Below are 25,377 nucleotides of genomic sequence, written 5' to 3' on the forward strand. Positions count from 1 at the left end.
TTTTAAAACTAAGGCGAAGTCTGGAAACTTCGCCTTGTTGTTTCATTAAATTAGCAGTTGCTAGTTTGCCAATTCGGCCAGGGTAGACTCCACGGCCATGGCGGGCAGCGGGTAGTAGCCATCTTTGGCCACAACTTCTTGCCCTTGCTTGGACAGCACAAACTTGAGGAACTCCAGAGTCAACGGGTCCAGCGGCTGATTCGGAGCCTTGTTCACGTAAACGTAGAGCAGGCGAGCCAGTGGGTAGTCACCCGTGAGGCAGTTTTCGGCGGTTGGCTCATACAGATCGCCACCGTCTTCTGACAGGGAAATGGCCTTCACGCCAGAGGTCTTGTAGCCGATGCCGGAGTAGCCGATGCTGTAAAGATCACTGGCAACGCCCTGAACCACGGCCGAAGAACCCGGCTGCTCCTTGACGGTTGAGCGGTAGTCACCACCACCCAAGGCTACTTTCTTAAAGAAGCCATAGGTGCCAGAGGCGCTATTGCGGCCGTAGAGACTGATCGGACGGCTCGCCCAGTCACCAGTCAGGTCAAGCTGGCCCCAGGTATTAATTGGTGAACCACCAAGCTTGTAAGTGCTGGAAAAAATGCTGTCGACCTGCTCCATGCTGAGCCCATCAACGGGGTTGTCCTTATTCACAAAGACTGCGAGCGCGTCGAGCGCCACTGGCACAGCCGTAGGCTTGTAGCCAAACTTGGCCTCAAACTTGTCAATTTCCTCAGCCTTCATCATGCGGCTCATCGGCCCCATCTGTGAGGCGCCTTCGATCAGCGCGGGAGGAGCCGTGGAGGAGCCCTTACTTTCCACCTGCGTATTCACGTTCGGGTAGAGCGTATTGAACTGCTCCGTCCAAAGCGTCATCATGTTGGCCAGGGTGTCCGAGCCAACAGAGTTTAGATTACCCGAAACGCCACTTACCTTCTGATAGGAAGGAAGATCTGGATCGAGCAAATCAGATGCGCTGGCGATCGGAGCGAAGGTCGCCGCAAGTCCAAGTGCGAGAGTTGAAAAAATTCGGTTCATGGGTGGTAGATTTCCAAGGTAATGGGTGATTGGCGCAAGGTTAATGCCACTTGATGTCGTAACATTTCTGCGAGCTATATGGCAGTGACGTTACATCCGGCAAGGAAAGCCTCAAAATTTCCATCAAAATTGATGGTTTAAAGCGGTCCCAAGCGATCAGCGTTAAACCACTTTTGCAGGCATTCCGGCACGAGAACTGAGCCGTCTTCCTGAAGGTTATTCTCCAAAATCGCGGCCAAAACGCGCGGAACAGCCAGGCCGGAACCATTGAGCGTGTGCACGATCTCGGCCTTACCACCGCCGGATGGACGGTAGCGGATCCCCGCGCGACGCGCCTGGAAGTCCGTAAAGTTCGAGCAGCTGGAGACTTCCAACCAACGCTTTTGCCCACCAGCCCAGACTTCGAGGTCATATTGCTTGGCGTGCGGGAAGCCGATGTCACCCGAGCACATGAGCAGGACCCGGTAGGGCAGGCCGAGCTTTTTCAAGATTCCTTCTGCGTCACCGCGAAGCTTTTCCAGCTCATCAAAGGAATTGTCCGGGTGGACCCACTTTACGAGTTCCACCTTGTCAAACTGGTGCAGGCGGTTCAGACCGCGGACATGCGCGCCCCAACTTCCCGCCTCACGACGGAAGCACGGCGTGTAACCACAGCGATAGACCGGCAGGTCCTTTTCTTCGAAAGTCTCCTCACGGAAAAAATTCGTCACCGGCACTTCGGCCGTGGGGATCAGGTAAAGATCGTCCTTGGCGGCGTGGTACATCTGCCCCTCCTTGTCGGGGAGCTGTCCGGTGGCCGTTGCGCTGGCGGCGTTGACGAGCAGCGGGGGGAGGACCTCTGTGTAGCCATTGCTATGCGCCTCTTCGAGGAAGAAGCTAATCAACGCGCGGACGAAGCGCGCCATATCGCCCACATAGAAAGGAAAACCAGCGCCAGTCGCCTTTACGCCACGCTCAAAGTCAATCGCCTCGCTGAACCAGGCGATATCCCAATGCGGAACGGCGTGCGGCGACACGTCTGCCGGGCTACCGACCTCGGCTGCGACAACATTATCCTCCTCCGTCTTGCCAACGGGCACGCTTTCGTGCGGGATATTCGGAATCTGCAGGAAGAGCGCCTTCCACTCTGCCTCGACCGTCGCGGCGGCGGCTTCGAGCTCCTTGACCTCTTCGGACATGGCCTTCATCGCAGCGAGCGCCTCCTGGGCTTCCGGGGACTTTTTGTCCTTAATTTGACCAAAGGTCTTACTGGCTGCCTTCTGCTCGGCACGGCGGGTTTCCGCCTTGGCGATTGCGGCGCGGCGCTTGTCGTCGAGGGCGTACAACTCGTCCCAGCTCACGTCGAATTTCTTCTTGGCAATGGCTTCGCGCAGAGCGTCGGGTTGGTCGCGGAGGAGTTTTAAGTCGATCATGGGATTTAGTGGGTCGAAAAAATAGGACCAGCACCGTTCATAGGGCACTCAGCGCAAATGAACAGCGAAAATTTACAGGAAACGACCGACAGGGTCTAATCAATGTGCATATCGAGCACATAAATCTCCCGCCCACAGAGGATAACGCATTCATGCTTACGCCATCCACGCCCCTCGAAATTATAATTCTCATGCAATACGGAGGAGATGGTAAACACCTGATGGTAGCCAAAGTATTTGGCCGTCTCGAGCACTTTGCGGAGAAGCAAAACCTTGATCTCATCGGCGCGATCCGTCTGGGCGAAGAGCCCCGTCATCCACGGACTGTCAAAGCGGTGCAATTCCGGGCAAAAGGCGCGCTGGTCAAAGGAGCTCGCACCAAGCAACTGCCCTTCCCGGTGGGCAACAAACGCCAACGGAAGCGCGCTGTAATTGGCGCGTTCACAAGATACATCCCACCAACCACTGAATGTATTCGGAGTCCAGAGGCTGTCCCATTCATCACGAAACCAGTTGGCGACAGGAGCAATAAACTCCGGATGATCGGCCAAGTAGCTGATCTGAATCGGCATGCGGCGGTCAGTTCGTTTTGGCCATGCCTAGCGCATCCCACAGCCCAGCCATCTTGAAAACTTTTTTCACATCTGGTTGAACATTCACGATGCTGAAGCCCTCACGGGATTTGCTCCGGTTAATCGTCAGAACCGTGCGGAGAAAAGACGAGGCGACAAAGGTAACGCCGCCCAAATCGAACACGACCGGGCCTTCGCTCTCTTCAACAGCGACCATCAAGTCGTCGTTCATGGCGCCACAGGCTGCGGCGTGTAACTGCCCCGTAAAAGCAAAAATGCAGGCGTCAGCAGTAGGCTCAACAGAAAAATGCTCAGTAGACATGGTAGTGCGTGGGGATATACTAGCAGCCCCTCAATGTTGGCAATCGTAAAAGCGGTTCAAACGCAAGCAAAGGCTCATTTGACAGTGGTTAGCTGCGTGGTTCACCAGCAGGCGCAGCGGCCAGAGCTTGGGAATCACCACCACCCTTGGTTATCGCGATCCAATCCGCCATGATGCGGAGGCTTTCCCGTAACTGGATGTCGAACCGGGCTTGTTCGGCGGCCGCTTCCTCTGCCTCCGCCACTTCATCTTCACCCAGATTCGCGGCTTGCGCGGCCATCAGCTCATCATGCTCGCGGTTCTGCTCCTCGGTGACGTCGAGCAAAACTTCATTTGAATCAAAGTTCAAGCTTTCCGCCAGCGCATCGTATTGCTCCTCCATCGTGTCGCGGAAGGTGTTGTCTGACGCACGACGCTCGCGGCGTTCCTCCAGATTAAGCGAAAACTCTTTTTGCTCCTGCCGGGCTTTCACCCAATCGATATTCTGTTGCAGATAGGCAAACTCCTCCAGAGCCCCTTGGCGATCCTGGCTGCGCTGCTTCAACGCATCGACGATGGCCTGGTTGACCAAGACATCCTCCACGTGGGAATTATCATAATCCCACTCCAGCGAATCGATTGAATCCCAAGCCAGCGCATGCGGGAATTCACCCTCCCCAATGGCCAGGTATTCGTTGACGGATGGCAACACGATGTCGGATCGGACGCCCTCGATTTGCGTCGAGGAACCGTCGGGCAGGTAATATTTCTGAACCGTGACCTTGGCGGCGCCCTTCCGGGGACGGAGCGAGGTGAACCAGTTCCCGCCACGGTTCATGTCAAACACCGCTTGCACGGTGCCTTTACCGTGGGTCAATTCGTCTCCGACAATCAACGCACGTTGGTGATTTTTCAGCGCGCCAGCAGTAATTTCAGAAGCCGATGCGCTGAAACGAGAGACGAGAACCATCAGTGGGCCGTTCCAGGCCACCTTGGGGTCGTCATCCAAAAATTCCTGCACTTGGCCGACATAGTCGCGCACTTGCACCACCGGGCCAATCGGAATAAACAGGCCCGTCAGCCGGATTGCTTCCGAAAGCAAGCCGCCGCCGTTGGCGCGCAGGTCGAGGACTATGCCCTCAACATTCATTGCTTTGAGCTTAGTGATTAGCTCCTCCACGTCTTCCGTGGTGCTGTTGTAGCCCGAGCCCGGCTCGCCCGAACCATAAAAGGCGGGCAAATCGATCACTCCAATGGTAACCGTGTGGTCTCCCGACGGGACTTCAAATACTTCGGCTTTGGCGAGCTTGGCGGTCAACTTGATCTCGTCGCGCACGAGCTTGATCTCTTTACGGACTGATGGATCGCCGTCGCCAGGACGAATTTTCAGACGCACGGTGCTGCCCTTCTTGCCGCGGATCATCTTGACGATCTTGCTAAGCTTCATGCCGATTACATCGACCATCTCCCCGTCGTCGCCTTGCCCAACGCCCACAATCTGGTCTTCAGGCTTCAGCTTGCCACTGCGCTCCGCCGGCCCCCCGGGGAGCAGTTCGCGGATCGTGCAATAACCCTCTTCGTCGGAAAGTACGGCGCCGATGCCGACCAGCGAATTGCGCATTGCGATGGAAAATTCTTCCAGAGTGTCCGCCGACATGAATGTGGAGTGCGGGTCATACTGGTGCGTCAGCGCAGTCAGGAACGTTTCCTGAACATCGTCGGGCTCCACTTCCTGAATCCATTTGAGCAGGCGGTCATAGCGCTTACTGATGTTTTCCCGCGCCTCGATCAGGGCGTCCTCCACCGATCTCGGCTCCTTGCCATCGACAACCACGGTCTCTTCGACGCCTTCGGGCGTAACCTTGTTGATTTCCGGGCTGATGTCGCTTAGGTCTTCCAAATCTACGCCGGGCTCAAGTAACGCGAGCAGCTCGTTGAGCATCTCAAACTGCAAACGAAGCTCCCATAGCTTGTTCGCCTCTGATAAGCTCGTGGGCCAAGCAGCCTCGGAACGATCTGGCGCGTAAGTCGAGACACTCGCCAAGTCGAATGGCTCATTAATGCGTTTCTGAATCCACGTGATGCGACTTTCCGCATTGGAACGGAATTTCAGAAAAATATCGAAGGCGGGCAACAGACGACCACTGCTTAAGAGCTTGTCGAGGCTCGGCCCGAAACGCCGTTGAAAATCAGCAACATCCGTTTCCAGAAAGAACATTCGCTGGCTGTCCCAATCGGTCATGTAGTCGGCAATGAACTCATTCTGATCGAGCTCAGAAATGTCCTTGCCCAAATAATGGCTGTTCTCCAGTCGGCTAACCACTTCCTTCGTCTCGTCCCGCATCGTGGATGTGGTCTGGAAGGAATTGACGTCGACGGGGTTGCCGTGGACTGAGGCGGAAATTAAGAGGGTGGCGCTCAGAACGTAGAGCGCCAGGCGGCGGCTGATTTGATAAATATGTCTCACGGGATAAATATCGGACTAATATGCGACCGGTGATGCGTAGGAATGTTTCACTATAACCAGATCATCTCAACTGTCGAATAAGAACTTATATAACTTCACCAGGGGGTGGATCACCAGACGACAGCAAAGGCGCCATCTCCGGTGGTAAAGCGTCTTGCAGCCAATTTTCCAAAGCGCGACGGTTACCCGCCATCAATTCAGAAAATTCCTGCCAGAAAGCCTCTATGTCGCATTTGTCATGCCAACGCGCCAAGGTGCGGCGGATTGTTATATCATCTGGCAATTCCATTATCGGTTGAAAGCACTGTCTTCTTAAAGAGAACTCAATGCGTCTCAACTTATTCCAGGCCAAAATAAGCTCATCTACCCGTTTTGTTGGTAAAATACCCCGCGCGCCAGCCTCCAGTAGACAAGTGCGCGCATGCGGCTGACGCAGGCTGGGAATCGCCGAACCATGGCTCATGGCGATGGCCTGCGCCAGGAATTCCAGGTCTAGCAAGCCCCCGGGCCCATGCTTGAAAGCACGCTCAGCCGGCGGTGCGCTCGGGGGTTTTTCACGCTCAATTTTGTGTCGCATGCGCCAGAGCTCCACAACATCCCCCCACGGCATTGCGCGCGCATACAGAAGATTGTCCCGCCACAGCCCAAACGCCCGCTGGTCGTCTTCAGGGCCAGCAATTGCCCGCGCCCGCACCAGAATTTGTCGCTCCCAGGGCTTGGCTGACGACTCATGGTAAGCATCCAAGGCGCCCATCGTTAGCGCCAACGGCCCGGCATCGCCATGCGGACGCAAGCGCAGATCGAGGCTAAACATCGGGCCCAAACCTCCATTGTGCGTCATCAAAGATCGCCAGTGGCGCAGCCTCGCGGCGTCGGCAGAGTCCACTGGCCTTGCCGCGATCAGCATGACATCGAGATCCGAACCAATCGTGAGCTCCTCTGCCCCCAGCTTACCCAATGCGATTACGGTAAACTCCTCCACCGCAGCCAACGCCGCCGTTTCCTGAATGACGGCTTCAGCCAATTGGCTCAGCGCCCAGCCCACCGCCTCCAGTGACATGCCATGCAACAGCTCTGCAATCGTCATGCGGACCTGCTCAGCCTTCACGTAGAGCCAAAGTCGCTGGGCAAAGTCCGCCTGCTCCGGCGCCAGCAGTTGAATTTCTGCACGACAGTCATCGCGGGATTTAAGTCGATTGGGCGCTTCGTGGAGCAGCTCTTCCATCATGCCTGGATGCCGACAGAGCAGTTCATGAATGAACTGGCTGCGGTCAAAGAGGAGACTCAGTGTTTCAAAAAGCGCTGGGTTTGCCGAATCCCGGAAAAAGTGCCGACGAGCCCCATAATGATCCGCAAAGCTCCCAATCCGCTCTAAGGTGAGCATGGGCCGGGCAAGCCGGGGGAGGGTGTGCTCGAAATGAGCCGCCAAATCCAGGAAGCGCAACACCGCATCGCGGGTGATGATTCCCGGCGACTCCCCGAGAACAAACTTGCGTAATCGCTGCTCCACTGCTTCCGATTCCGGAAACCACAGCTCAATGTCCGAACGCACACTGGACTCCGGCGGATTCCCCGCCAAAAAGCTCGTCCACTCCTGCAAGCGCTCTTCCTGCGGATCTGTTGGAAATCTAGCGAGATAACGCTCACGCACACCAGCGCGCCAGGCATCCAGATCGACGGCAAACTCCGCCCAACTATTATAGTCCATGGCCTCAATGAGCCAATTGCGCTCTTCCATGGAAGGCGGCAGGCAATGCCTGGGCGTCTCCCCACGCATTTGCAGACGATTTTCCAGCTTGCGCAACCAGCGATAAGCCGAGTCCAGGAAGCAGGCGTCCTCCGCAGACATCACATCATAGCGGGCTAATTGCTGGATTGCCTGAACTGTCGAATGGGTCTGTAAAAATGGATTTTTTCCACCATGGGCAATCTGCAGCGCCTGCACCATGAACTCGATTTCACGAATACCGCCCGGACCGCTCTTGATGTCGCGAGCCAACTCATCGGCAGGGACTTCCTTTTCAGTGCGCAGCTTCACGCCAGCCACTTCATTGACCAGATTTGCTGGTGGAAAGCGTGGGTAGCGAAACGGGTTAAGCTCCTCCAGAAGCCCATGCCCAAGCGCCAAGTCGCCCGCAATGGGCCGGGCGCGCAACCAGGCTAGACGCTCCCAAGTCTGCCCCGTAGACCAGTAGTAATTTGTAGCGCTGGAGGCGGTTCGGCAAAGGGGCCCCGCCCTCCCCTCCGGCCGCAGCCGCAGGTCCAGGTGATAGAGAACGCCATCGGGAGTCGGGGCGGTCATATCCGCCGCAATCTGCCGGAAAAAGCGGTCGTAAAACTCGCGGGTCGAGAGCGATGTGACACGCCCCTCCTTGCGGCAATAGCCATTGCCCCCAATGCAGAATATCAAATCCAGGTCCGAGCAGAAATTTAGCTCCCCGGCGCCTAACTTTCCTAGTGCGAACACGCAGTAACCGGCGCAACAATGCGCGTGGTCACACCAGGGCTCTCCATGTTGTTTAACCAAGTCGGCATAGCGCCATTCGCATAAGCGACGGACGACAAACTCAGCCAACATTGAAAGCTCACGCCAACTGGTTTCCACGTCCGCCAATCCGTTCAGCTCACGGTAGGCAATGCGCACATACATGCGGCGGCGAAACTGACGCAGAGCGGACAGGCTAAACTGAGCCGGGCAAAAACGCCGTTGCCAGAGGTCTTCCAGCGAACTGTAGCGGTAGTCGAAGTCGCGATTCTTGGGCTTGTCCAGCCATTCGATCCAGTCCGGGTGTTGGCGCAATTGCTGGGCATAAAAGGGGGAGGCGTCCCTCAAGCGCCGAACTCGATCTTCCACGGACATAGAACGTGGAGTTTACGGCGTCGATAACCAGATAAAAGGCCAAACTGTGATTGTGGATAAATATTCGCCAAATCGATCAACAAAATTAGGGCTTGAGCCTTCCTCCACCGCCAGCCATTCCTAGGTCACCCCAAATCACAACCGGTGTTATTATGGCTATCTACTACATGGAGGGAGACGAACGGCGGGGACCGCTGGAGCGTCAGCAGTTTATCGAGAAATTGCAGGTTGGCGGCATCAAGCCGGATACCCTGATCTACACCGATGAATCCGGGGCCTGGAAACCTTACCGGGAGGCGTATAACGATCTTTTCCCCAACACACAAGGCAGCGCCAATGGGCCATCGCCAGAGGAAATCGCCGCCGCCAACGACCCCACGCTCGCGCCCTCTTCCAGTCGCGTGTTCATGACTATGTATGGGCCGCGAATCATTGTCGCCACTGTGTTCTTCATCTTCGCCGGCGCTGGTTATTTACTGTTTAAGAACTATGATAAGCTGACCCAACACTTCACGAGCAAAGAGATAATCGAGAACATCGAAGCCCATGGCGCACACTTCGCTCAAGCTGCTGAGCACATTCAGAACGACCAGTTCGAAGAGGCGCAGAAAGCCTATGAGCAAGGCCAGCCAATCTTCATGCTCTACTACGATGAGTCTGCGCAAGTCGTACAGGGGGACAAGACCGTCGAAGACCTCATTCAGGAAACGCATCAACCCGTCAACGACGCCCTCATCAAAAAGTTCAATGCGTTACTCGACCGCTACGAACAGGGGGACGCGCACATGACCGATATTGAGGCGTTCTTTGAATCAAGCTCACCCTTTTATTCGGCCCAGGAAGAGATTTACGACATCTACCTCAACCGCATTGAGGCGATTGACGCAGCGCGGGCAGCAATCGCCACCAAGCTCTTCCGCCTGCAATTCGTCACCCGCTCCGTTAACTCCGACGTGTATGATCCCAGGCCAGACCTCAACGGTTACATCCAGGACGTCCTGGAGCTGCGCTTCAAGGCGCCAGACGGCTACCGCGTCACCTTTGGCGAGCCCGCTGGCCCAATGGAAATGCAGAATACGCTGATCAACTGCGAAGCGCGCATTTCATTTTATGGCAAGCGCTACTACTACGACGCCAACAGCGAACAACTCATCCACGACACCCGTTCCCGTCCCTATGGCCTGATCCAAAACATCGTCAACCGTGTGGACATCACCCTCTTTAATCGCCAGCAACGCAAGTCCCTGCAAAAGTTAAATTACGAGCACAACTGGGAGCCCTATTACAACTTTAGCATCTCAACGCCGCTGCCCGAGAAAATTCCCATGCCGAAAAGCCTGTCCGCCGACGAAATGCGCGAGCAAATGGCCGAACTCAACCTGAAAACCTCTCAGGCATTAAGCGATGAAGTGCGCGCAAAATTCCGCCCTCCCTCACTGAAGATAAAGAATCTGTAGACGGACGCTTTTTGCGGCGGCAGAAAATGCCCTGGCGCGAAACGCTTAAGGGGCGGTCGGCGCTGCGCCGGGTCCCATAGGCCCCATGCCCTGCTGCATTTGCGACATGATCAACATCGGCAACATCGCGAGTATGCCCTGAGCTTGCTGCGCGTTCAAGCCTGTGCTGAACGTGACCGAGTCTCCGCTTTCCGTGACATTCATTGCATTGAGCAACGGCGCGGCCAACATCATTGGGCCAGGCTCCAACGGGGTGGCCTTAAACTCAGTGATGGACTCGCTCAAGGCGGTGTATGCTTCGTTGGCGATCTCCTCATTGGCGAACTTGATGGCGCTCAGAATATCAAGCCCATCAGAGATATTCAAACCAAACAGAAATTGCTGGGCTTCCTTAATAAAGATCGTGTCATCCTCACCTTCCATGTTGGCTTCAGCGGAAGCAACTAACTGCTCCTTCCATTCCTTGGACGGAGACGCCAGCACCGCAAGGTTCGGCAAACTCGCCGCCAGTGACTCCGCCGTAACGAGGTCCTTCGGCAGCTCGCCCTCACCTGTCTTCAGCGCGGACTTAACGCCAGCTTCACCGCCGACATAGATCAAAGTTTGCGTGTCCGATGGCAGGAAGCCCATCGCCATGCCCGTGTCGCCTTCGGTCTCGTAAAGGTCTCCCTTGCCGACCTGAGTTTTCTTGGTCTTGGCAAGCTCAGCGGGCGGAGTGACGTTATTTACCCACTCCTGAAATTTGTCAGCGGGGATGCTCTTGTTAAGCTGGAAGGTCAGCATCACGCCGGTTTCTTCAATCTGCTTTTTGCTGACCATGGACGGGTCTTCAATCGACTGCAGTAGTTGCACATTGCTAGCGGAAAGCACGACCTTGCCCAGATCATCGGTGGTGGCGCCGGTGTATTCGGTCAATCCCATGGCCAACGCCTTGGGGTTTTCCGAGGGGGAAAACTGCTGGACCATCATCTGCACCTGCTGCACCAGCGGCGAAGCCAGGAGCGACTCCAGGTCCGCAATGAGCACCATTTCGGCATCCGGGCTAATACCGGCAAAATAAGCTTCGGACTCAGCTCGGACAGCGCCAGCCAACACCAGCGGGAACAACATCAAAGATACTAAACGTGATCGCATATGGTGGCGCAACATAGCACATTTCCCCTGCCCTGCCAGATAATTTTACAAGCCGACAACTGCCAGTTCACGAACATGAAAAGGCTTCGGCAGCCTGACTCCGTGATCGGATTCCAAAACTGACCGCCGATTATAATTCCATTCAGCAGCGAGGCATGGTAGCTTACCCTTGAACCTCTACTTCAACGCATTATGGGACTTTGGATAACACTCGGCGTCATCGCGCTCCTCATCGTGGGCACGATTTTTTTTGTCATCGGGCTCTACAACAAGCTCGTTAAACTCCGCAACCGCTTCAAAAACGCCTTCGCGCAAATCGACGTGCAGCTCAAGCGACGCTACGACCTGATCCCCAATCTGGTCGAGACCGCCAAGAGTTACATGAAGCACGAGCGTGAAACGCTCGAAGCCGTCATCGCAGCGCGCAATTCCGCGCAAACAGCGAGCGATAAAGCCGCCGCCACCCCAGACAACCCCAATGCCATCAAGGGGCTCATGGGCGCGGAAGCCGCCTTGACCGGGGCCATGGGCAAACTGTTTGCCCTCGTTGAAAGCTACCCGGATCTCAAGGCGAACCAGAACATGATGCAGCTCACCGAAGAGCTCACCTCCACGGAAAACAAAATCGCATTTGCCCGCCAAGCCTACAACGACAGCGTCATGGTCTACAATACCGAGCGCGAATCCTTTCCGACGGTAATGATCGCCGGCACGTTCGGATTCCAGCAAGCCGAGTTGTTCGAGATCACCAATCAGGCCGAACGCGAAGCAGTCAAAGTGCAGTTCTAATTCGCGTGCCCTTGTGCTTGGTGCTTAGTCCTTCGTTTCCAAACAACTCAAGGGCTACTAACGAAGCACCAAGCGCCAAGAACTAACGCACTGTATAAGCTCATGGATTTCTTTGCTGCCCAGGATGACGCACATTCACGGACCAAGCTGCTGGTCGTTTACTTTATCCTAGCCGTCATCAGCATCATCGTCGCGCTTTATGCGCTGTGCATGGTGTTCTATAGCTATGGCACAACGCCCGAAAATCAGCCAGTGCAGTGGGTGCTTTGGCAACCGATGGTGCTGGCCGGAGTGGGCGGCTTCGTAGTCTTGCTGGTCGGCGGCGCGAGCCTGTCGAAAATTGCCGAACTTAAGGGAGGCGGCGGCGTAGTCGCCAAGAGTGTGGGCGGGCGCAAGGTGGACCCGGCGACCACAGACCCCGACGAGCGCAAGCTCATGAACGTCATCGAGGAAATGGCGATCGCCTCAGGGACGCCTGTTCCCGAAATTTACATCCTCGACCGCGAAGACAGCATCAACGGCTTTGCCGCTGGCTACACGCCGGACGACGCCGCCATCGCCGTAACCCGTGGGTGCATACAGCGACTGTCACGCGACGAATTACAAGGCGTCATCGCACACGAGTTCAGCCACATCCTCAATGGCGACATGCGCATGAACATCAAGCTCATGGGCGTGCTCTTTGGCATTTTGCTGATTTCTATTATCGGCGAAGGCGTCATGCGCGCAGGCTTTTGGTCGGACGTTGGCAGTCGTCGACGGGACGACAAAGGCGGCAATGCGATCATGTTGTTTGGCCTGGGCATGATGGCGATTGGCTGGATCGGCGTATTCTTCGGTCGCTTGATTCAAAGCGCTATCTCCCGCCAGCGCGAATACCTGGCCGACGCTTCCGCCGTGCAATTTACCCGCAACCCTGATGGCATTGGCGGCGCGTTAATGAAGATCGGTGGCGGCAGCTCAGTCGTGAATCACCACCACACCTCCGAGACCGCGCACTTCTTTTTTGCCAATGCGCTCAAGAGCAGTTTTGGCGGCGCTTTCGCCACGCACCCTCCCTTGCCCGACCGGATTCAGCGCATTGTGCCGAACTGGGATGGTAAATTCCAAGCTGCGCCAGCGCCACAACGCCAGACATCGCAGCCCCCCCCCATTCCGAGCGCGCAAGCTCGCCACAAAGTCGACCCCTTGCAAATGATCGCTGGCGTCGGAGCCATCGGGGCCAGCCAATTGGCTTACGCCCAGCAATCGCGCGCTCAAGCGGAGGAAGCGCTGGGAGAACAGATCCACGACTCCAGTCAAGCAGGCGCCTTGATCCTCGCGTTGTTACTCGACCGCGACAGCGGTATACGAACCAAGCAACTGGTTTGGCTGAAGCAAGATGGCGGTGAGGCGCTGGCGCAGGCCGTTGCACGCGACTACCCAAAGGCGCAGGCCCAGGGCGTCAAGCAGCGCATTCCACTCATTGAAATGACCCTGCCCGCGCTTTCCCAAATTTCCCGCCAAGACTACGACGCGCTGCTCAAACGCATCGTGAAGCTGTCCGAGGCCGACGAGGAAATTTCCTTTTATGAGTTCGCAGTCATGCGCCTAGTAAAGCGCCACCTTGGTCGCAAGTTTGAGGGACATCAGGCCAAGACCAAGGTCATCACTTCCACTGGCCCCCTGCGCGAGCACTTCGCGATGCTGCTCAGCACGATGGTTTGGGCGGGCGAACCAAGCAATGACGCCGAGGCTGGCAAGATTTTCACGGACGCAATCCAGCACGCACCGTTGTTTCACGGGCAAGTACAATTACTCCCCATCGACAACCTGGGCTTCAACGAGCTCGACAAGGCGCTCGATGTGCTGGCTAGCGCGCGCTTCGGAACGAAACGTCAAATTCTGGCCGCCTGCGCCGCCGCCGTTGCTCACGATGGCGAAGTGACCACGGATGAAGGCGAGCTGATACGCGCCGTGGCCGTGACGCTGGATTGCCCCATGCCGCCATTGGTTTAAGCACGACCTAGCGGTTCACAATTGAGTTGTCCTCCAGAGGAGCATGAACACATTTAGCGTCTATGCTTCACTTTCAAAACCTCCTCTATGTGCATATCCCGAAAACGGGTGGCACTTGGGTCCAGGAAGTTCTGCTTAAGCATGGTGGGAATCATGTGGCGACCGACCACCAACCCGCCTTTCGCGAGAAAAAGTTTATCCGTCGTGAAAATTTGAAGCCATTTTGCTTTGTCCGGCATCCAGTCGGCTACATTCACTCCGTGTGGAAGCATTGGACCGGGGCCCCCGGCGCACGCATCAACAACGAGTCATTCCGCAAGAAAATTTTCCACTGGGATAAACGCACTTTCGCCAGCACTTACTGCCGAAACATCGTCGAAGGCAACTTCGAGCAAACGCTGATTAATTTTCAGCAAAACGCGCCCGGCTTTGTCACCAAGGTCTACGAAATTTATTCACGGGAATGCATCTATGTTGGGCGTTATGAAAATTTGCGGGACGACTTTGCATCCTTCATCCAAGACCATGCAACCAATCCCAGCGAAGCTCTGCTGGCCGACATCCAGGAATCGCCACCAGTCAATGTCAGCCTGCATCAGGAAGTTCCTAAGGTAGATCGAACGCTGCTGGAAGCCTTCATCGCTGCGGAACCAGCATGCCAACAGCACGGCTACAATGAGGCCCCATCAGCATTCATTCTATGAATCAAAAACTGCTATTTTCAACCAAGCGAGGCTACATTCGATAACTTCATCGCCCCGATAACAAATGGCATCTTTCAAGCAAGTCGCGGATAGTATTTGGAACTTTCTCAGTTGCTGGCACTACAAGCTCAAGGTATTTATATATGCCGGTTCACGTCTTCCGAACCAAAAACGCGTCATCGGCAGAGCACGCGATGTAGTCAATGATTTAGTTAACGCTATACTCAAGGGCGAACGCTTCCCCAGTCCCGATGAGTTCGCCACTTTAGAGTCAAGCTATCTGGCGCTGCTTAAACAAAAAATTGCCCAACACCAAGTCAATGGGACCAAGCGAGTTTGCCTGATTACGCATGTGCTCAATCGCACGGGGGCGCCCTTTGCCGCTTTTCAATTGGCTCAGGGCATAACACGCATTACCGGCGCCAAACCGGTAATCATCGGCGAACAGGAAGGCCCCCTGCGCAAGGAATTTGAGGACGCCGACTACCTCGTGCTTCTAAGCAACGAACTACCGTTTACCAGCGTCCACTACTCAGCTTTTTTTGAACAGTTCGACACCGTCATTGCGAACTCCGTATCCTGGAGTTTCTTTGAGTGCATCAAGCACGTGCAGGCACGCAAAGTTTGGTGGTCGCATGAATTTTTTGAGAACGAAGTAGAGATCGAGCGCCTATTGAAAGCTTCTCCCCACATCGACCACTACATCGGCGTTTCGGAAGCAGTGCGCAAAGACTATCTGAGGCTCTACCCGCACCCTAAACATTCTATCCTACCCTACGGATTGGATCATATCGACATTCCGCCGAAAATGAGCTTCAGCGACCCTGTGGTCTTTACGATTATTGGCACCATCGAAAAGCGTAAGGGAATCGATATCTTCTTAGAGGCGATCACCGCATTACCAGAAGCCATCATGAATAAATCCGAATTCATCGTTATCGGAGATAATTATGATGAAGGAATATTTAAAAAACTAAAGGACACCTGCGCGAAACACTCCAATGTTCAGCATCTGGAATCCATGCCGTTTGAAGAGCTGCTGCAAGTCTACCGCGAGAGCGATGTCGTCGTATCCGCATCGCGCAAGGACCCGATGCCCATCGTACTAACGCATGCCCTCATGTTCTCCAGATTGTGTTTGTGCCCGGACTCAATTGGCACCGCCAGCCTGCTCACACATGATCAAGACGGCGTCATCTATCCAACCGAAGATCACCAGGCTTTAGCCAACTCCATATCAAACATTGTCAATAAACCTGATAAACACTTAATAATTGCCCGCGCAGGCAAGGCGATCTATGAGCAGCATTTTTCGCTCAAAACGTTACAACGGAACATTGAGCAAATCCTACGAGGCGAGATTTAATCAGCTCTCTCCTCCGCAAAGATAACGGATCCAAATCGGAACCTTCTTTCGGCGCGCTGTTTCTTTTTGTAATTTTTGCTCAAGCCGCTCAACGGCCTCTTCCAAGAGTGAGTTTTTTTCGTTGAGCCTTTCGGCTCGCAGTCGCATGCGGTTCGCTTCTTGAACAAGCATATATTCCCACTTGGCAACAGTCATCGGAATTGGTTCAGCAGGGTTATCCCGACGGTGTGCGCACCCCATGCTCAAAGCGTCGTCCCCGGGTAAGGCATGAAGAATATCCGATAGCCGACGACTAGCCTCTGGCTCCAAACACAGGTTTTTCGACAGCAAGTAATCCTGCATCGCCAGCTTGGCGTCATTGCCAATCAAGGCGTCGGCGAGGCAATTCACCAACTGTTCTGGACGCCGTATCTGCCATGCACAGTAAGGCATATTGGGCGCGTCGGTGTAATCGATCATCACCGCGCGCTTACGGCAGAGCATGGCTTCTAGCAGGAGCGTGGAGGGCGTCGAAACAACACAATCTGCTTGTTCGATTAACGCTCGTAAGTCACCACTTCCTGTCGCTGCCTCTTCTTCCGTCAACGAAGTTTCCGCAACAATTCTAGGCGATACGCGCCAGATAAATTCGACCGACCGGCCGCAGACTTTTTCCAGTTCAGGCCCGACTTGCTTCAAGTCTTCAATGGCCTGCAGCGCCAAGGACGAGTCGCGCTGCTGAAAGCCTGGCGTTAAGGCCGTTGCGACGAAAATGCGAAGCGACTCGGCATCGCTGGTTGCGACGTGCTCCGTTTCAAGATAATGGCTAACCAAACCGTCCAGCCTTGGCGCCCCCAAGATCATCACCCGTGTGTCTGGATTGAAATGCTGAATGAGTTCAGCCTGTTGTTCGCCTATCGCTAAAAAATACTCCGCATGGATTGGGTGATAAACTTGAAAGTCATGCTTAAATGACATGCGTGGAGGATGCTCAAAAGTATTACGCCACTCGAAAACGCCATCAGCCAGCAACACAGTCTTACAACCACGGGCACGCGCACTGGAGATCATTCCGCGAAACTCATCCTCCCACTCAGTATGCGAAATCAACACATCGCCCGGCATGGGAATATCATTGTCCGTGACCACATGAAGCTGATCCGGGGAAAACGCATTGCCCAAGAATACTTTTGCGTCTGCGTATGGCACGTAAATCTTCATGCCTTGAGCTTCTTAAGGATACGTTCAAATGGACCGCCGAACCGACTTTGCTGACCATCCCGAGGAAGCGTCGACTGATAAGAAATAAGATTTCCGATTATATTTACATGCGCATCATCCGGAAGCTTATAGAGGCTGACATCAGGTTTCTTTTGCTTAACAAACAAGCCAGTCATCGCCCAAGTGTCAGCAGGGTGAATGCCATGAAAAAGCTTATTCAGAGCAAAACCTTGAGACTGCAAAAGCATAACCAACGTCTCGGGGTAGAACTGATTCACATGTCCGATATGAAACATGCCCGGCCCCCACCAAGTGGGTGAAAGAATATTGGGCACTTCGATCAGCAAAAGCCCATCGTCTACGAGCAAGTTACCAATTTGAAATATCTTTTGGTCAGGATGCGTCAGATGCTCCAAGACATGCGAAAGCACGACGACATCATACTTCGAACCATCCGCTTCACATCGCTGAAAAAAAGTCTGAAACCCTTCATTATGCACCGTGGCGCCACTACTGCTTGCAGCTTTCGTCGCATATTTTTCATCGGGCTCAACCCCAGTCAAAACATCCGTTGGACGCTGCTGAGACATTTTTTCTAAAAACAAACCGTCCGCACAACCAATGTCCAACACACGTGCAGGCTTATCCGACAACGCACCCGAAAGGTAGTCAAAGAGCCATTCGGCGCGACGCTTGCAAATGCGGTAATTTTCAGAATCAAGGTATTCCTGCGCTTCTGGATCAGGAAAAGAGAAATAAAAATCTCGATAGTGGTCTCGGTAAAAGCTGACCAGCGCCTCCTCGGTGGGTACAGGATTCGTGGCGATGAATCCACTATCGAGGTTGATCTTTGTCTCAATGCCCATCTGGTAGCGATCACCGTAAGCCAGCGCCTTCCAGTTAGTCGACTGGGTTATCGGGCAAGCGATCTCCTCCTTGTCGAGTGATCGGTAATATTCAGCGGGATCTATCATGATTCATCTGAGGTAGACCTGAGGGCATGCAGGCTGTCGCTATTTCGAATGATCCCCCTACCCCAGACAAGCCTTTATTGGCGCGAACGCCGCCAACCAAAAGTTAAAGCAACGCGCGACCTGGAACTTTCGCCCCGCGTTCACGACGCCACGGGCCATAGCGCACTCGCCACATAAGCGCTCGCAACACGCGGTCCGGTCGCAGCTTCCACCAATGCCGGGCGTAACGCTGGAAGTACTCCATCGGCCATTCCTGGTGAGACCACTGCGCGACCTTGTCCGCCCAGCGCTCGCACAGCAATTGCTCATTGGCGGACAGGTGATTCGCCCGCCCCGGCGCTGAGCTGACATGATGGTAAATGACCGAGCGATTGCAGACGTAGTGCTTGTAGCCCGCTTCTTTTAAACGCAAGGCCAAGTCCGCGTCTTCGCAACCGTTACGGTAAGCTTCGTCGAGGCCGCCAATCGAGAGATAAACCTCTCGGTGAATGAGCACACAAGCCGCCGTTACAGAACTCCATTCCAACCAGGACTCAGCTGGTAATATTCCCCGGTTTTTCCGCGCCTGACGCACGGCGCCATCGGGCCAGCAAACCATACCAACATGGTCAACCAAGCCCGTATTTGGATTTAGCTGAACATTCCCCACCAAACCCGCTTGCGGTCTATTTTCTAATAGTGTGACCATGGGCTCAAGCCAACCGGGCGTCACGATCGTATCGTTGTTCAGCAGGCAAAGGATCGGCGCACGCGCGAGTCGGGCCGCTTGGTTGTTGTTGATGGAAAAGCTGCCCTTTTCCTCCCGCAGAATAACTTGGTAGCCAGCGCGCCCTTGAAATTCCGCCACATATTCGCGGGCGCCATCAGTACTAATGTCATCAACCAGGATAATCTCCAAGGGCAATTCCGGCGTCTGGTTTGCCTCTATGCTCTCGATGCATTTACGCGTCAGCTCCAGACAATTATACACCGGAATGATGATGGAAATTCTCGGGTTATCGCTCATTGAGAGACCTTTCCCGCTTCGCTAAAAATCATCCGTAGCGCACGCAGAGTTTTAAATAAATTCAATCGCCACCACTTTCTGGCGTGACATCGCAAGTATTCGCGTGGCCATTCAGCCTGCCCCCAAGGGCGAGTCGTCTCGGCGCATCGCAACAAAAAGCGCTCCGTATTCCGCCGCTCCCGATCAGTCGACTTACGCCGTGACACGCTTACGCAGTGCCCGATTACCGAGCGATGCGCGACCAGCAAACGCAGTCCATGACGCCGAATACGCACACACAAGTCGATGTCCTCCATGCCATTTTCAAACGCCTCATCGAAACCACCCAGTTCCAAGTATAGCTCCCGCGACAAAAAGAAACAGGCCGCCGTCACCGCGTTCCACTCCGCGTAATCCCCCTTCGGATAAGTCCGACGATTTTTGAGCACATGACCGGGCAAACCATCGAGGTCAAAATAAACGCCCGCATGATCGATGAGCCCGGTTGCGGGATTGTATTGAACATTGCCCACACCACCGACGCCGTCCTGAGCGAGCAGTTCAAGTATCGGCTCGAACCACCCTGGCTTGAGAATAAGGTCGTTGTTAAGTAGGCCTAGAAATCGACCTTGGGCATGCTCAACTCCACGATTATTAGCGCCGGCAAAACCACGGTTCGGTTCGTTGCGCAGCACAGTTACGCGCGGATCATTGATCGAAGCCAGAAAAGCCTGGGTTTCATCGCTGCTCCCATCGTCCACAAAAATAATTTCCCACGCCAGATCATCGGGCAGCGTGAGCGGAAGGTCAGCCCATATTTGGCGCGTGTAGGCGACCTGATTGTAAAGCGGTATAATGAACGAAACGTCCATCACGAGCAAACCTTAGCCAATGCCCCTAAACTCATGCTAAACCAAACTTTCAGACTGCCAACCTTGCAGACAATCACGGACAGCATCGTGCACGGGAGGCATTTCAATCCCCACTGAAGCAAGCTTACTGGCGTCCATCACGCAATTCGAACGCGGTGTCTTAGCGGCCTGTTGCATGAACTCAGACTCGTCGCCAAAAAACTGAAATTCCCGGTCCGGCAAACCAGTTTCCGGAAATGCCTGCGCCGCTTCACACAGCATGGCGACTACCTCACGCGTGGTTACCGCACCAGGGTTGGTGACGTTGTAGACGCCATAGGGCACGCGCTTCTCCCAGCACCCGAAGCAAGCCGCGACAAAATCTTCGAGACGTGATATGGAATTCTCCGCCTCGAGCAAACGGGCATAGCGCTGTAGCTTGCTGAGGTAATTACGCGGGCTGTCAACGCGACTAAAGGGAATGCGTAAACGCCAGATATAGATCGGATCATCCGATTCAAACGCCCACACCGGTTGCCCATCGGCATCGACCGTTTCCACGCAGCCAAGCGCCTCTTCACCCAAGGCTTTTGTTCCGCTGTAAAAGCTGCAGGGACCATCTCGAAACGTGAAATTGGGCACGTCTGTTTCTTTGAAACCATCTCCCTGCGCATTGCGGCCCGTATAAATGCAACCGCTGGAAACGTGCCCCCATGGCAACCCTGCGGTCTTGCACTCGCGTGCAATGAGCCCCGGCAACACCGCATTTCCCAGCAACGTCTCGGCTTTGGCCAGTTCGCAGGCGTCCACATTGGGCTTCCCGGTAAAGCCCGCACAATTGATTAAAAACTCGGGCTGCAAGCGGTCGATCAACTTTGCCAGTTCCCCAGCCTGATAGTAATTACAGTCCGCGCGCGAAACTGCCTGATAGGGCTGGCCAGTCGCCTCCAAGTATTCCGCAAAGGCCGAACCAACGTAGCCAGATGCTCCCAATAATAAAATCATGTCCAGTAATTCCGGGGTTCGTAATGGATTACCTGTATTTCGGGACGACAGTGTTTATTTGCAACCATGAAATCGGTCAAACAACGCCCCAATGCAAGTGCGGCGCGACATATCCCGCCCGGCGCTTGATCCAGTAAGGGGAGTCGGAAAGCCCGCCAATGATTTCAAATTTGATGGACGCAGGACAAGTGCCCACATCGGTGATGTTTGGGCCGCGATAAACCCGCGCGACGAATTCCACACGATGGGTTCGCTCATTGAGCAAATGAGGCGGAATCTCGCACACCACTGTCTGAATGCCAGGCTGCATGCGCGCCGGCAGTTCCGGGTCCACATCGGTGCAGAAAGACAAAGCGATAAGCGCGTTTTCGTCGTTGAAGATCGCAATACCTAGCATGAGCCGCGGGTCCGGCTTCTTGAGGTCGATCTCAAACTCGACGCGGATCGGACGATTATTAGGGAAACGCTTAGCACCGCCTTCCATCCGCATATAATTCAAATCGAAGAACTCGTTTTGAATCTGGCTACCCGAATTACGCCATTCAGATTTCACCAGCGCCGGATCAACGGTCGACTCAAGATAATTGTGGACAACGGTCTGCACATCCTTGCTGTCCACTTTCATTTCGCCGCCTTCCAAGTGGATCGCGCGGTTGCACAATGCCTCGACAAAACCCATCGAATGCGTCACGAAAATGATCGTGCGATTGTCCGTGTTCGCGACCTCGTTCATCTTGCCCAGACACTTCTTCTGGAAGCGCGCATCGCCCACGGCGAGCACTTCGTCGATGATCATGATCTCCGGGTCCAAATGCGCCGCCACGGAAAACGCCAAACGAACCTGCATCCCGGATGAGTAGCGTTTCACCGGTGTGTCGAGGAAGCGTTCAACGCCTGAAAACTCTACGATTTGATCGTATTTTTCCTGAATCTGGTAGCGCTTAAGGCCGAAGATTGAGCCATTGAGAAAAATATTTTCCCGGCCAGTCAGCTCGGGATGAAATCCCGTGCCCACTTCCAACAGACTGGCAATTTTGCCCTCCATCGTAAAGCGGCCAGTCGTCGGTGTGATGATGCGACTCAGCAACTTCAACAGCGTGGATTTGCCTGCTCCGTTTCGTCCTATGAGGCCTAGGCGCTCACCACGCTTCAGTTCGAATGAAACGTCCTTCAGCGCCCAAAACTCCTCGGTGGTGCTCTGGTTCTCAGTGGATGGCTTACCGACCAGCTTACGCAGTGGGTTCAAGAACATCCGACCGAGGTCTTCGTTGATGCGGTTATATTTGGCCGCATTTAACCCCGCCCCATGATGCTGGATCTGGTAGCACTTGCCTAAATTTTCGATGGAAACAACGGTATCGCTCATCTTACTCACTACAGCACGTCGTTAATCCACTGCTCCGAACGCTGAAAGAAACGACTGCCGTAAAATACCAGCAGAATAATACTCGCCAGGCTAATAAAAATACTCGGCACAAAGAACTGATAGTCCGGCAATACCGCCCAACGGCAGCATTCCACAATGCCGGTCAAGGGATTCAGCGACATGAACACTTGGATCATGGAATCCTTGTTGGCCAACTGATAGCCGATCGGAGTGATCAACAGGCCAATCTTCAGCATGAACGGCAGTAGAATTTTAAAATCCCGATATTTCACATAGAGCGCGGAAATGAAAAAACTGATCCCCAATGCCACCAGTATGCCCAAGCCCGAAATAGGAATCACCAGCAGGTATTTCCACGTAAACGAGTAGCCATAGATCAACATGAGGACCGTTAAGATCACGTAGTTGATGGCCAAATCGATAAGATTCACCGCAACGGAGCTGGTTGGCAAAATGATGCGAGGAAAATAAATTTTGGAAAGAATCGACGAATTATTCAGCAAGGAATTGGACGCATTCGTCAGGCTGAGGCCGAACATTTGCCACGGAAGCATGCCCGCAAAAACCGCTACCGGCGTACTGTCCTTCATCTTCGCAACCACGCCAAAGATCAACACCAGCACAATCATGCTGAGCAAGGGATCCAAGACCGCCCACACGATTCCAATGACTGTTTGCTTGTAGCGAACGAGAAAATCCCTCCACGCTAAAGACAAAAAAAGCTCACGAAACCGCCAAATATCCGACCAGTCAATCGAGCCAATACGATCGGCCTCCACCGACACGATGTTGCTGTTCTTGAGGCCTTCGAGGAATTTCATAAAAAACCTTTAGCCAGTTTGAAACCATGCAGGGTGTCAAGTCTCGGATTCTCTCTGAGAGAGCTGACTCAATACGAAGAAACGTCGTGCTAACGTTCGCTCAAGATTTGTCGATACCCTTGCAACAGACGCCATTCCTCCTCGTTCGAACTGCTGCAAATCGACGTGACTTCCTCCACCATCAGTCGCGCATCATCCAGCCTTCCCGCGACGATGAAATAAGGGATCACGACGCGCACACAAAAGCGGCAACGCTCGTTAGGGTGTCCTGGCGTATTCAATAAATCGGGCAATAAACGCTCGATCTCTTTCCAATCCTTCCGGATTAAGGCAAGCTCGGCTAAACGCTCCCCGATTGTCCAATTCAAATGAAGATTGGCAGACTCGTAGCTTTCAAGCACCTGCCTTGCCTGGTCATCATCTCCCTCCAAACGATAGCCATACGACGCAATGAGGTATCCATGGAGAGCCCACGGCGCCAATTCACGAGACTTGGCTAATTTCTCCTGTCCAGCCGCATGGTCACCGTTCTCCACATCAGCTACGCCAAGCATTGCCAATGCATGGTAATTGTCGGGATAGTTTTGCACGGTTAGTTCGAGCAAGGACGTTGCGTCCCGCCAAGCTATCAAGCGAGTACTCAAAGTCCTGGCATTGGCCAGAAGCAATAAAGCAAAACAAAGCATTGAACCAATTCGAACCGCTGACCACCGCGCGTGGAAAAGCAATTGCCCGATCGCCGTAGTCGCCAAGGCTAATCCAAATCCGGGTATGAGCAGATAGTAATTACAGATCGGCCCATTACCCAGACCGAAGAAATTTGCCAAAGGCGCCATCGCAACCAGGAACAACAGCAAGCCTGCCGCAATAAAACGGAGCCGTGAATTCAGCGCCCATATTAACCAGATTGCCAACCCAAGCAAAATCCCCCATCCAATGACACCCAGCGCAAGCTTGTCGCGAGGATCATCATCCAGGAAAACGCCGCCACGCCCCCATGGCTCGGCCCAAAGCAGGAAATGCGTCCACGCATAATACGGCGCGCGTAAGATTAGCTCAATTTTGGTAGTTCCTTCCGGCAGCGATGGGCTGATGAACACAGTTTTGGCGGCGCCCAAGCGCAATATGAGGTAGGCAAACGTTAGCGCTGCCGCACCTCCCCAAAGACGTATTCCATGCCGCGAAAAACCGTATTTCCATCCGTATTTGGCAATGACAACGACACCCAATAAAGCAAATGCAACGATGGCTGCCTCGTAAGCAACCAAGGCCAGCATCAGGCACAACAGTGTGTCAAAATACAATGCCTGTGGCCATTCATCTCCGCTAGAATCAGCAGTTCGCTTGGCGTAATTCAAGCCTAGCCCGAGCACCGCTAAAATGAAGGTTAGGCAAAGCTGGTTATTGACTGCGCTTAAAAACTGTATGCTCGAAATGTTGGTTGGATTGTACGCAAATAAGGCTGCGCCCAAGAACGCCAAGGCTTTGCTTTCAAAGAACTTATGAAGCACCCAAACCACCAAAAAAACATTAACAATAAATATCCCTAACGAAGCTGCCTTTATCCATTTCACCCCCACTACATCGTCATAGGTTAGGTAAAAAATGAAATTCTTGAATGGCCGAAACCACTGATTGCTATCGGGTTTAAAACAATCCCAGACCGAGTCAAAACCGCGAATATAGGCGATTTGTATCGGGTCATCCAGCATCGGCTCATGCCCCAGCATTGGGTAGCAAATGTACAAAATCGGGAGTGCCACCAACACGCCTAACCAAAAATTACTGACAGAATCGATTTTCAGCGACTTAAGCATCACTTGAAAACTTTCCACGTCAGGGTGCTACTAACTGTGTAATTCCAGACGGCGCCAATCCCTGCTCCAATCAAACCAGATAGCCACCAAATGACCCCTTGCCGAAAAAGCGTCGTTGCAACCGCTAAATTGGTAACCGCGCCGATGCTGCAGATCAAAACAAACTTCAATAACGCCGGAAGCAAGGCGGCGCCGGTCAGCTTTTTATCGTGATAGGTGAATTGATTGTTGATCCAAAAATTCAACATCAT

21 protein-coding genes (1 of these 21 running past the window's edge) are annotated in these 25,377 nt (G+C 53.9%); 5 read left to right on the top strand and 16 right to left on the bottom strand.

Annotated elements, in window-relative coordinates:
• Positions 1-60: 60 nt before the first annotated feature.
• From RBB63_RS20695 to RBB63_RS20720, 6 genes are all read right to left on the bottom strand, one after another.
• A complete protein-coding gene (locus RBB63_RS20695) occupies positions 61-1,026 on the bottom strand; it encodes a PstS family phosphate ABC transporter substrate-binding protein (protein ID WP_309387105.1) in 966 nt (321 codons plus the stop codon).
• A gap of 137 nt (positions 1,027-1,163) precedes the next feature.
• On the bottom strand, positions 1,164-2,438 hold the full coding sequence (gene serS / locus RBB63_RS20700; RefSeq protein ID WP_309387106.1) for a serine--tRNA ligase: 1,275 nt from the start codon (positions 2,436-2,438) through the stop codon (positions 1,164-1,166).
• Between the two features lie 95 nt (positions 2,439-2,533).
• Entirely contained in the window at positions 2,534-3,010 is a 477-nt protein-coding gene (locus RBB63_RS20705; protein WP_309387107.1) for a hypothetical protein, read from the bottom strand.
• A 7-nt stretch (positions 3,011-3,017) separates the two neighbouring features.
• Positions 3,018-3,332 carry an STAS domain-containing protein gene (locus RBB63_RS20710; RefSeq protein ID WP_309387108.1) on the bottom strand — a complete coding sequence of 105 codons (315 nt, stop codon included), beginning with the start codon at positions 3,330-3,332 and terminating at the stop codon, positions 3,018-3,020.
• Between the two features lie 88 nt (positions 3,333-3,420).
• A complete protein-coding gene (locus tag RBB63_RS20715) occupies positions 3,421-5,778 on the bottom strand; it encodes a carboxy terminal-processing peptidase (RefSeq protein WP_309387109.1) in 2,358 nt (785 codons plus the stop codon).
• A gap of 85 nt (positions 5,779-5,863) precedes the next feature.
• Positions 5,864-8,638, bottom strand: a complete 2,775-nt coding sequence (locus tag RBB63_RS20720; protein WP_309387110.1) for a [protein-PII] uridylyltransferase family protein — start codon at positions 8,636-8,638, stop codon at positions 5,864-5,866.
• 152 nt (positions 8,639-8,790) lie between these two features.
• On the opposite strand from RBB63_RS20720, the gene RBB63_RS20725 reads away from it, so the two are divergent.
• Positions 8,791-10,095 (top strand): GYF domain-containing protein, encoded by a 1,305-nt coding sequence (locus tag RBB63_RS20725; protein ID WP_309387111.1) that lies wholly within the window; start codon positions 8,791-8,793, stop codon positions 10,093-10,095.
• Positions 10,096-10,140: 45 nt separating this feature from the next.
• On the opposite strand, the gene RBB63_RS20730 is transcribed toward RBB63_RS20725, so the two are convergent.
• Positions 10,141-11,229, bottom strand: coding sequence for a hypothetical protein (locus RBB63_RS20730; RefSeq protein ID WP_309387112.1), 1,089 nt, complete (start codon positions 11,227-11,229; stop codon positions 10,141-10,143).
• Positions 11,230-11,421: 192 nt separating this feature from the next.
• Here RBB63_RS20730 and RBB63_RS20735 point away from each other — a divergent pair, with 192 nt between their 5' ends.
• The 4 genes from RBB63_RS20735 to RBB63_RS20750 all read left to right on the top strand — a co-directional run bounded on the left by RBB63_RS20735 (position 11,422) and on the right by RBB63_RS20750 (position 16,086).
• Positions 11,422-12,018 carry a LemA family protein gene (locus tag RBB63_RS20735; RefSeq protein WP_309387113.1) on the top strand — a complete coding sequence of 199 codons (597 nt, stop codon included), beginning with the start codon at positions 11,422-11,424 and terminating at the stop codon, positions 12,016-12,018.
• 102 nt (positions 12,019-12,120) lie between these two features.
• The gene (locus tag RBB63_RS20740) at positions 12,121-14,016 is read left to right on the top strand and encodes a M48 family metallopeptidase (protein ID WP_309387114.1); all 1,896 of its coding nucleotides are present in this window, start codon (positions 12,121-12,123) and stop codon (positions 14,014-14,016) included.
• A 62-nt stretch (positions 14,017-14,078) separates the two neighbouring features.
• A complete protein-coding gene (locus RBB63_RS20745; RefSeq protein WP_309387115.1) occupies positions 14,079-14,720 on the top strand; it encodes a hypothetical protein in 642 nt (213 codons plus the stop codon).
• Positions 14,721-14,784: 64 nt separating this feature from the next.
• The gene (locus tag RBB63_RS20750; protein ID WP_309387116.1) at positions 14,785-16,086 is read left to right on the top strand and encodes a glycosyltransferase family 4 protein; all 1,302 of its coding nucleotides are present in this window, start codon (positions 14,785-14,787) and stop codon (positions 16,084-16,086) included.
• Here the strand turns inward: RBB63_RS20750 and RBB63_RS20755 are convergent, their stop codons facing one another.
• From RBB63_RS20755 to RBB63_RS20795, 9 genes are all read right to left on the bottom strand, one after another.
• Complete coding sequence (locus RBB63_RS20755) at positions 16,087-17,286, bottom strand: hypothetical protein (RefSeq protein ID WP_309387117.1); 1,200 nt, start codon at positions 17,284-17,286, stop codon at positions 16,087-16,089.
• On the bottom strand, positions 17,283-18,260 hold the full coding sequence (locus RBB63_RS20760) for a class I SAM-dependent methyltransferase (RefSeq protein WP_309387118.1): 978 nt from the start codon (positions 18,258-18,260) through the stop codon (positions 17,283-17,285). The genes RBB63_RS20755 and RBB63_RS20760 overlap by 4 nt, the downstream gene beginning before the upstream one ends.
• 103 nt (positions 18,261-18,363) lie before the next feature.
• Positions 18,364-19,266 carry a glycosyltransferase family 2 protein gene (locus tag RBB63_RS20765; protein WP_309387119.1) on the bottom strand — a complete coding sequence of 301 codons (903 nt, stop codon included), beginning with the start codon at positions 19,264-19,266 and terminating at the stop codon, positions 18,364-18,366.
• Positions 19,263-20,117 (bottom strand): glycosyltransferase family 2 protein, encoded by an 855-nt coding sequence (locus RBB63_RS20770; protein WP_309387128.1) that lies wholly within the window; start codon positions 20,115-20,117, stop codon positions 19,263-19,265. Before RBB63_RS20770 ends, RBB63_RS20765 begins: the two co-directional genes overlap by 4 nt.
• Positions 20,118-20,153: 36 nt before the next feature.
• On the bottom strand, positions 20,154-21,101 hold the full coding sequence (locus tag RBB63_RS20775) for a sugar nucleotide-binding protein (protein WP_309387120.1): 948 nt from the start codon (positions 21,099-21,101) through the stop codon (positions 20,154-20,156).
• Between the two features lie 76 nt (positions 21,102-21,177).
• Entirely contained in the window at positions 21,178-22,467 is a 1,290-nt protein-coding gene (locus RBB63_RS20780; RefSeq protein WP_309387121.1) for an ABC transporter ATP-binding protein, read from the bottom strand.
• An 8-nt stretch (positions 22,468-22,475) separates the two neighbouring features.
• Positions 22,476-23,309, bottom strand: a complete 834-nt coding sequence (locus RBB63_RS20785) for an ABC transporter permease (RefSeq protein ID WP_309387122.1) — start codon at positions 23,307-23,309, stop codon at positions 22,476-22,478.
• 89 nt (positions 23,310-23,398) lie between these two features.
• Positions 23,399-25,144 carry a tetratricopeptide repeat protein gene (locus tag RBB63_RS20790; RefSeq protein ID WP_309387123.1) on the bottom strand — a complete coding sequence of 582 codons (1,746 nt, stop codon included), beginning with the start codon at positions 25,142-25,144 and terminating at the stop codon, positions 23,399-23,401.
• On the bottom strand, positions 25,126-25,377 hold the 3' end of the coding sequence (locus RBB63_RS20795) for a glycosyltransferase (protein WP_309387124.1). Its footprint extends 843 nt past the window's final position; only the last 252 of its 1,095 coding nucleotides appear in the window; its start codon lies off the right edge, out of view; its stop codon occupies positions 25,126-25,128. Before RBB63_RS20795 ends, RBB63_RS20790 begins: the two co-directional genes overlap by 19 nt.

It is taken from the genome of Cerasicoccus frondis, from assembly GCA_031296915.1.
In the GTDB taxonomy this organism is placed as follows: domain Bacteria; phylum Verrucomicrobiota; class Verrucomicrobiia; order Opitutales; family Cerasicoccaceae; genus Cerasicoccus; species Cerasicoccus frondis.

Coding starts and splice junctions, on each gene's coding strand:
- RBB63_RS20735 (WP_309387113.1), top strand. CDS start 11,422: ATGGGACTTTGGATAACACTCGGCGTCATCGCGCTCCTCATCGTGGGC.
- RBB63_RS20755 (WP_309387117.1), bottom strand. CDS start 17,286: ATGAAGATTTACGTGCCATACGCAGACGCAAAAGTATTCTTGGGCAAT.
- RBB63_RS20745 (WP_309387115.1), top strand. CDS start 14,079: ATGCTTCACTTTCAAAACCTCCTCTATGTGCATATCCCGAAAACGGGT.
- RBB63_RS20785 (WP_309387122.1), bottom strand. CDS start 23,309: ATGAAATTCCTCGAAGGCCTCAAGAACAGCAACATCGTGTCGGTGGAG.
- RBB63_RS20695 (WP_309387105.1), bottom strand. CDS start 1,026: ATGAACCGAATTTTTTCAACTCTCGCACTTGGACTTGCGGCGACCTTC.
- RBB63_RS20750 (WP_309387116.1), top strand. CDS start 14,785: ATGGCATCTTTCAAGCAAGTCGCGGATAGTATTTGGAACTTTCTCAGT.
- RBB63_RS20710 (WP_309387108.1), bottom strand. CDS start 3,332: ATGTCTACTGAGCATTTTTCTGTTGAGCCTACTGCTGACGCCTGCATT.
- RBB63_RS20720 (WP_309387110.1), bottom strand. CDS start 8,638: ATGTCCGTGGAAGATCGAGTTCGGCGCTTGAGGGACGCCTCCCCCTTT.
- RBB63_RS20730 (WP_309387112.1), bottom strand. CDS start 11,229: ATGCGATCACGTTTAGTATCTTTGATGTTGTTCCCGCTGGTGTTGGCT.
- RBB63_RS20770 (WP_309387128.1), bottom strand. CDS start 20,117: ATGGACGTTTCGTTCATTATACCGCTTTACAATCAGGTCGCCTACACG.
- RBB63_RS20780 (WP_309387121.1), bottom strand. CDS start 22,467: ATGAGCGATACCGTTGTTTCCATCGAAAATTTAGGCAAGTGCTACCAG.
- RBB63_RS20775 (WP_309387120.1), bottom strand. CDS start 21,101: ATGATTTTATTATTGGGAGCATCTGGCTACGTTGGTTCGGCCTTTGCG.
- serS (WP_309387106.1), bottom strand. CDS start 2,438: ATGATCGACTTAAAACTCCTCCGCGACCAACCCGACGCTCTGCGCGAA.
- RBB63_RS20705 (WP_309387107.1), bottom strand. CDS start 3,010: ATGCCGATTCAGATCAGCTACTTGGCCGATCATCCGGAGTTTATTGCT.
- RBB63_RS20760 (WP_309387118.1), bottom strand. CDS start 18,260: ATGATAGATCCCGCTGAATATTACCGATCACTCGACAAGGAGGAGATC.
- RBB63_RS20740 (WP_309387114.1), top strand. CDS start 12,121: ATGGATTTCTTTGCTGCCCAGGATGACGCACATTCACGGACCAAGCTG.
- RBB63_RS20725 (WP_309387111.1), top strand. CDS start 8,791: ATGGCTATCTACTACATGGAGGGAGACGAACGGCGGGGACCGCTGGAG.
- RBB63_RS20765 (WP_309387119.1), bottom strand. CDS start 19,266: ATGAGCGATAACCCGAGAATTTCCATCATCATTCCGGTGTATAATTGT.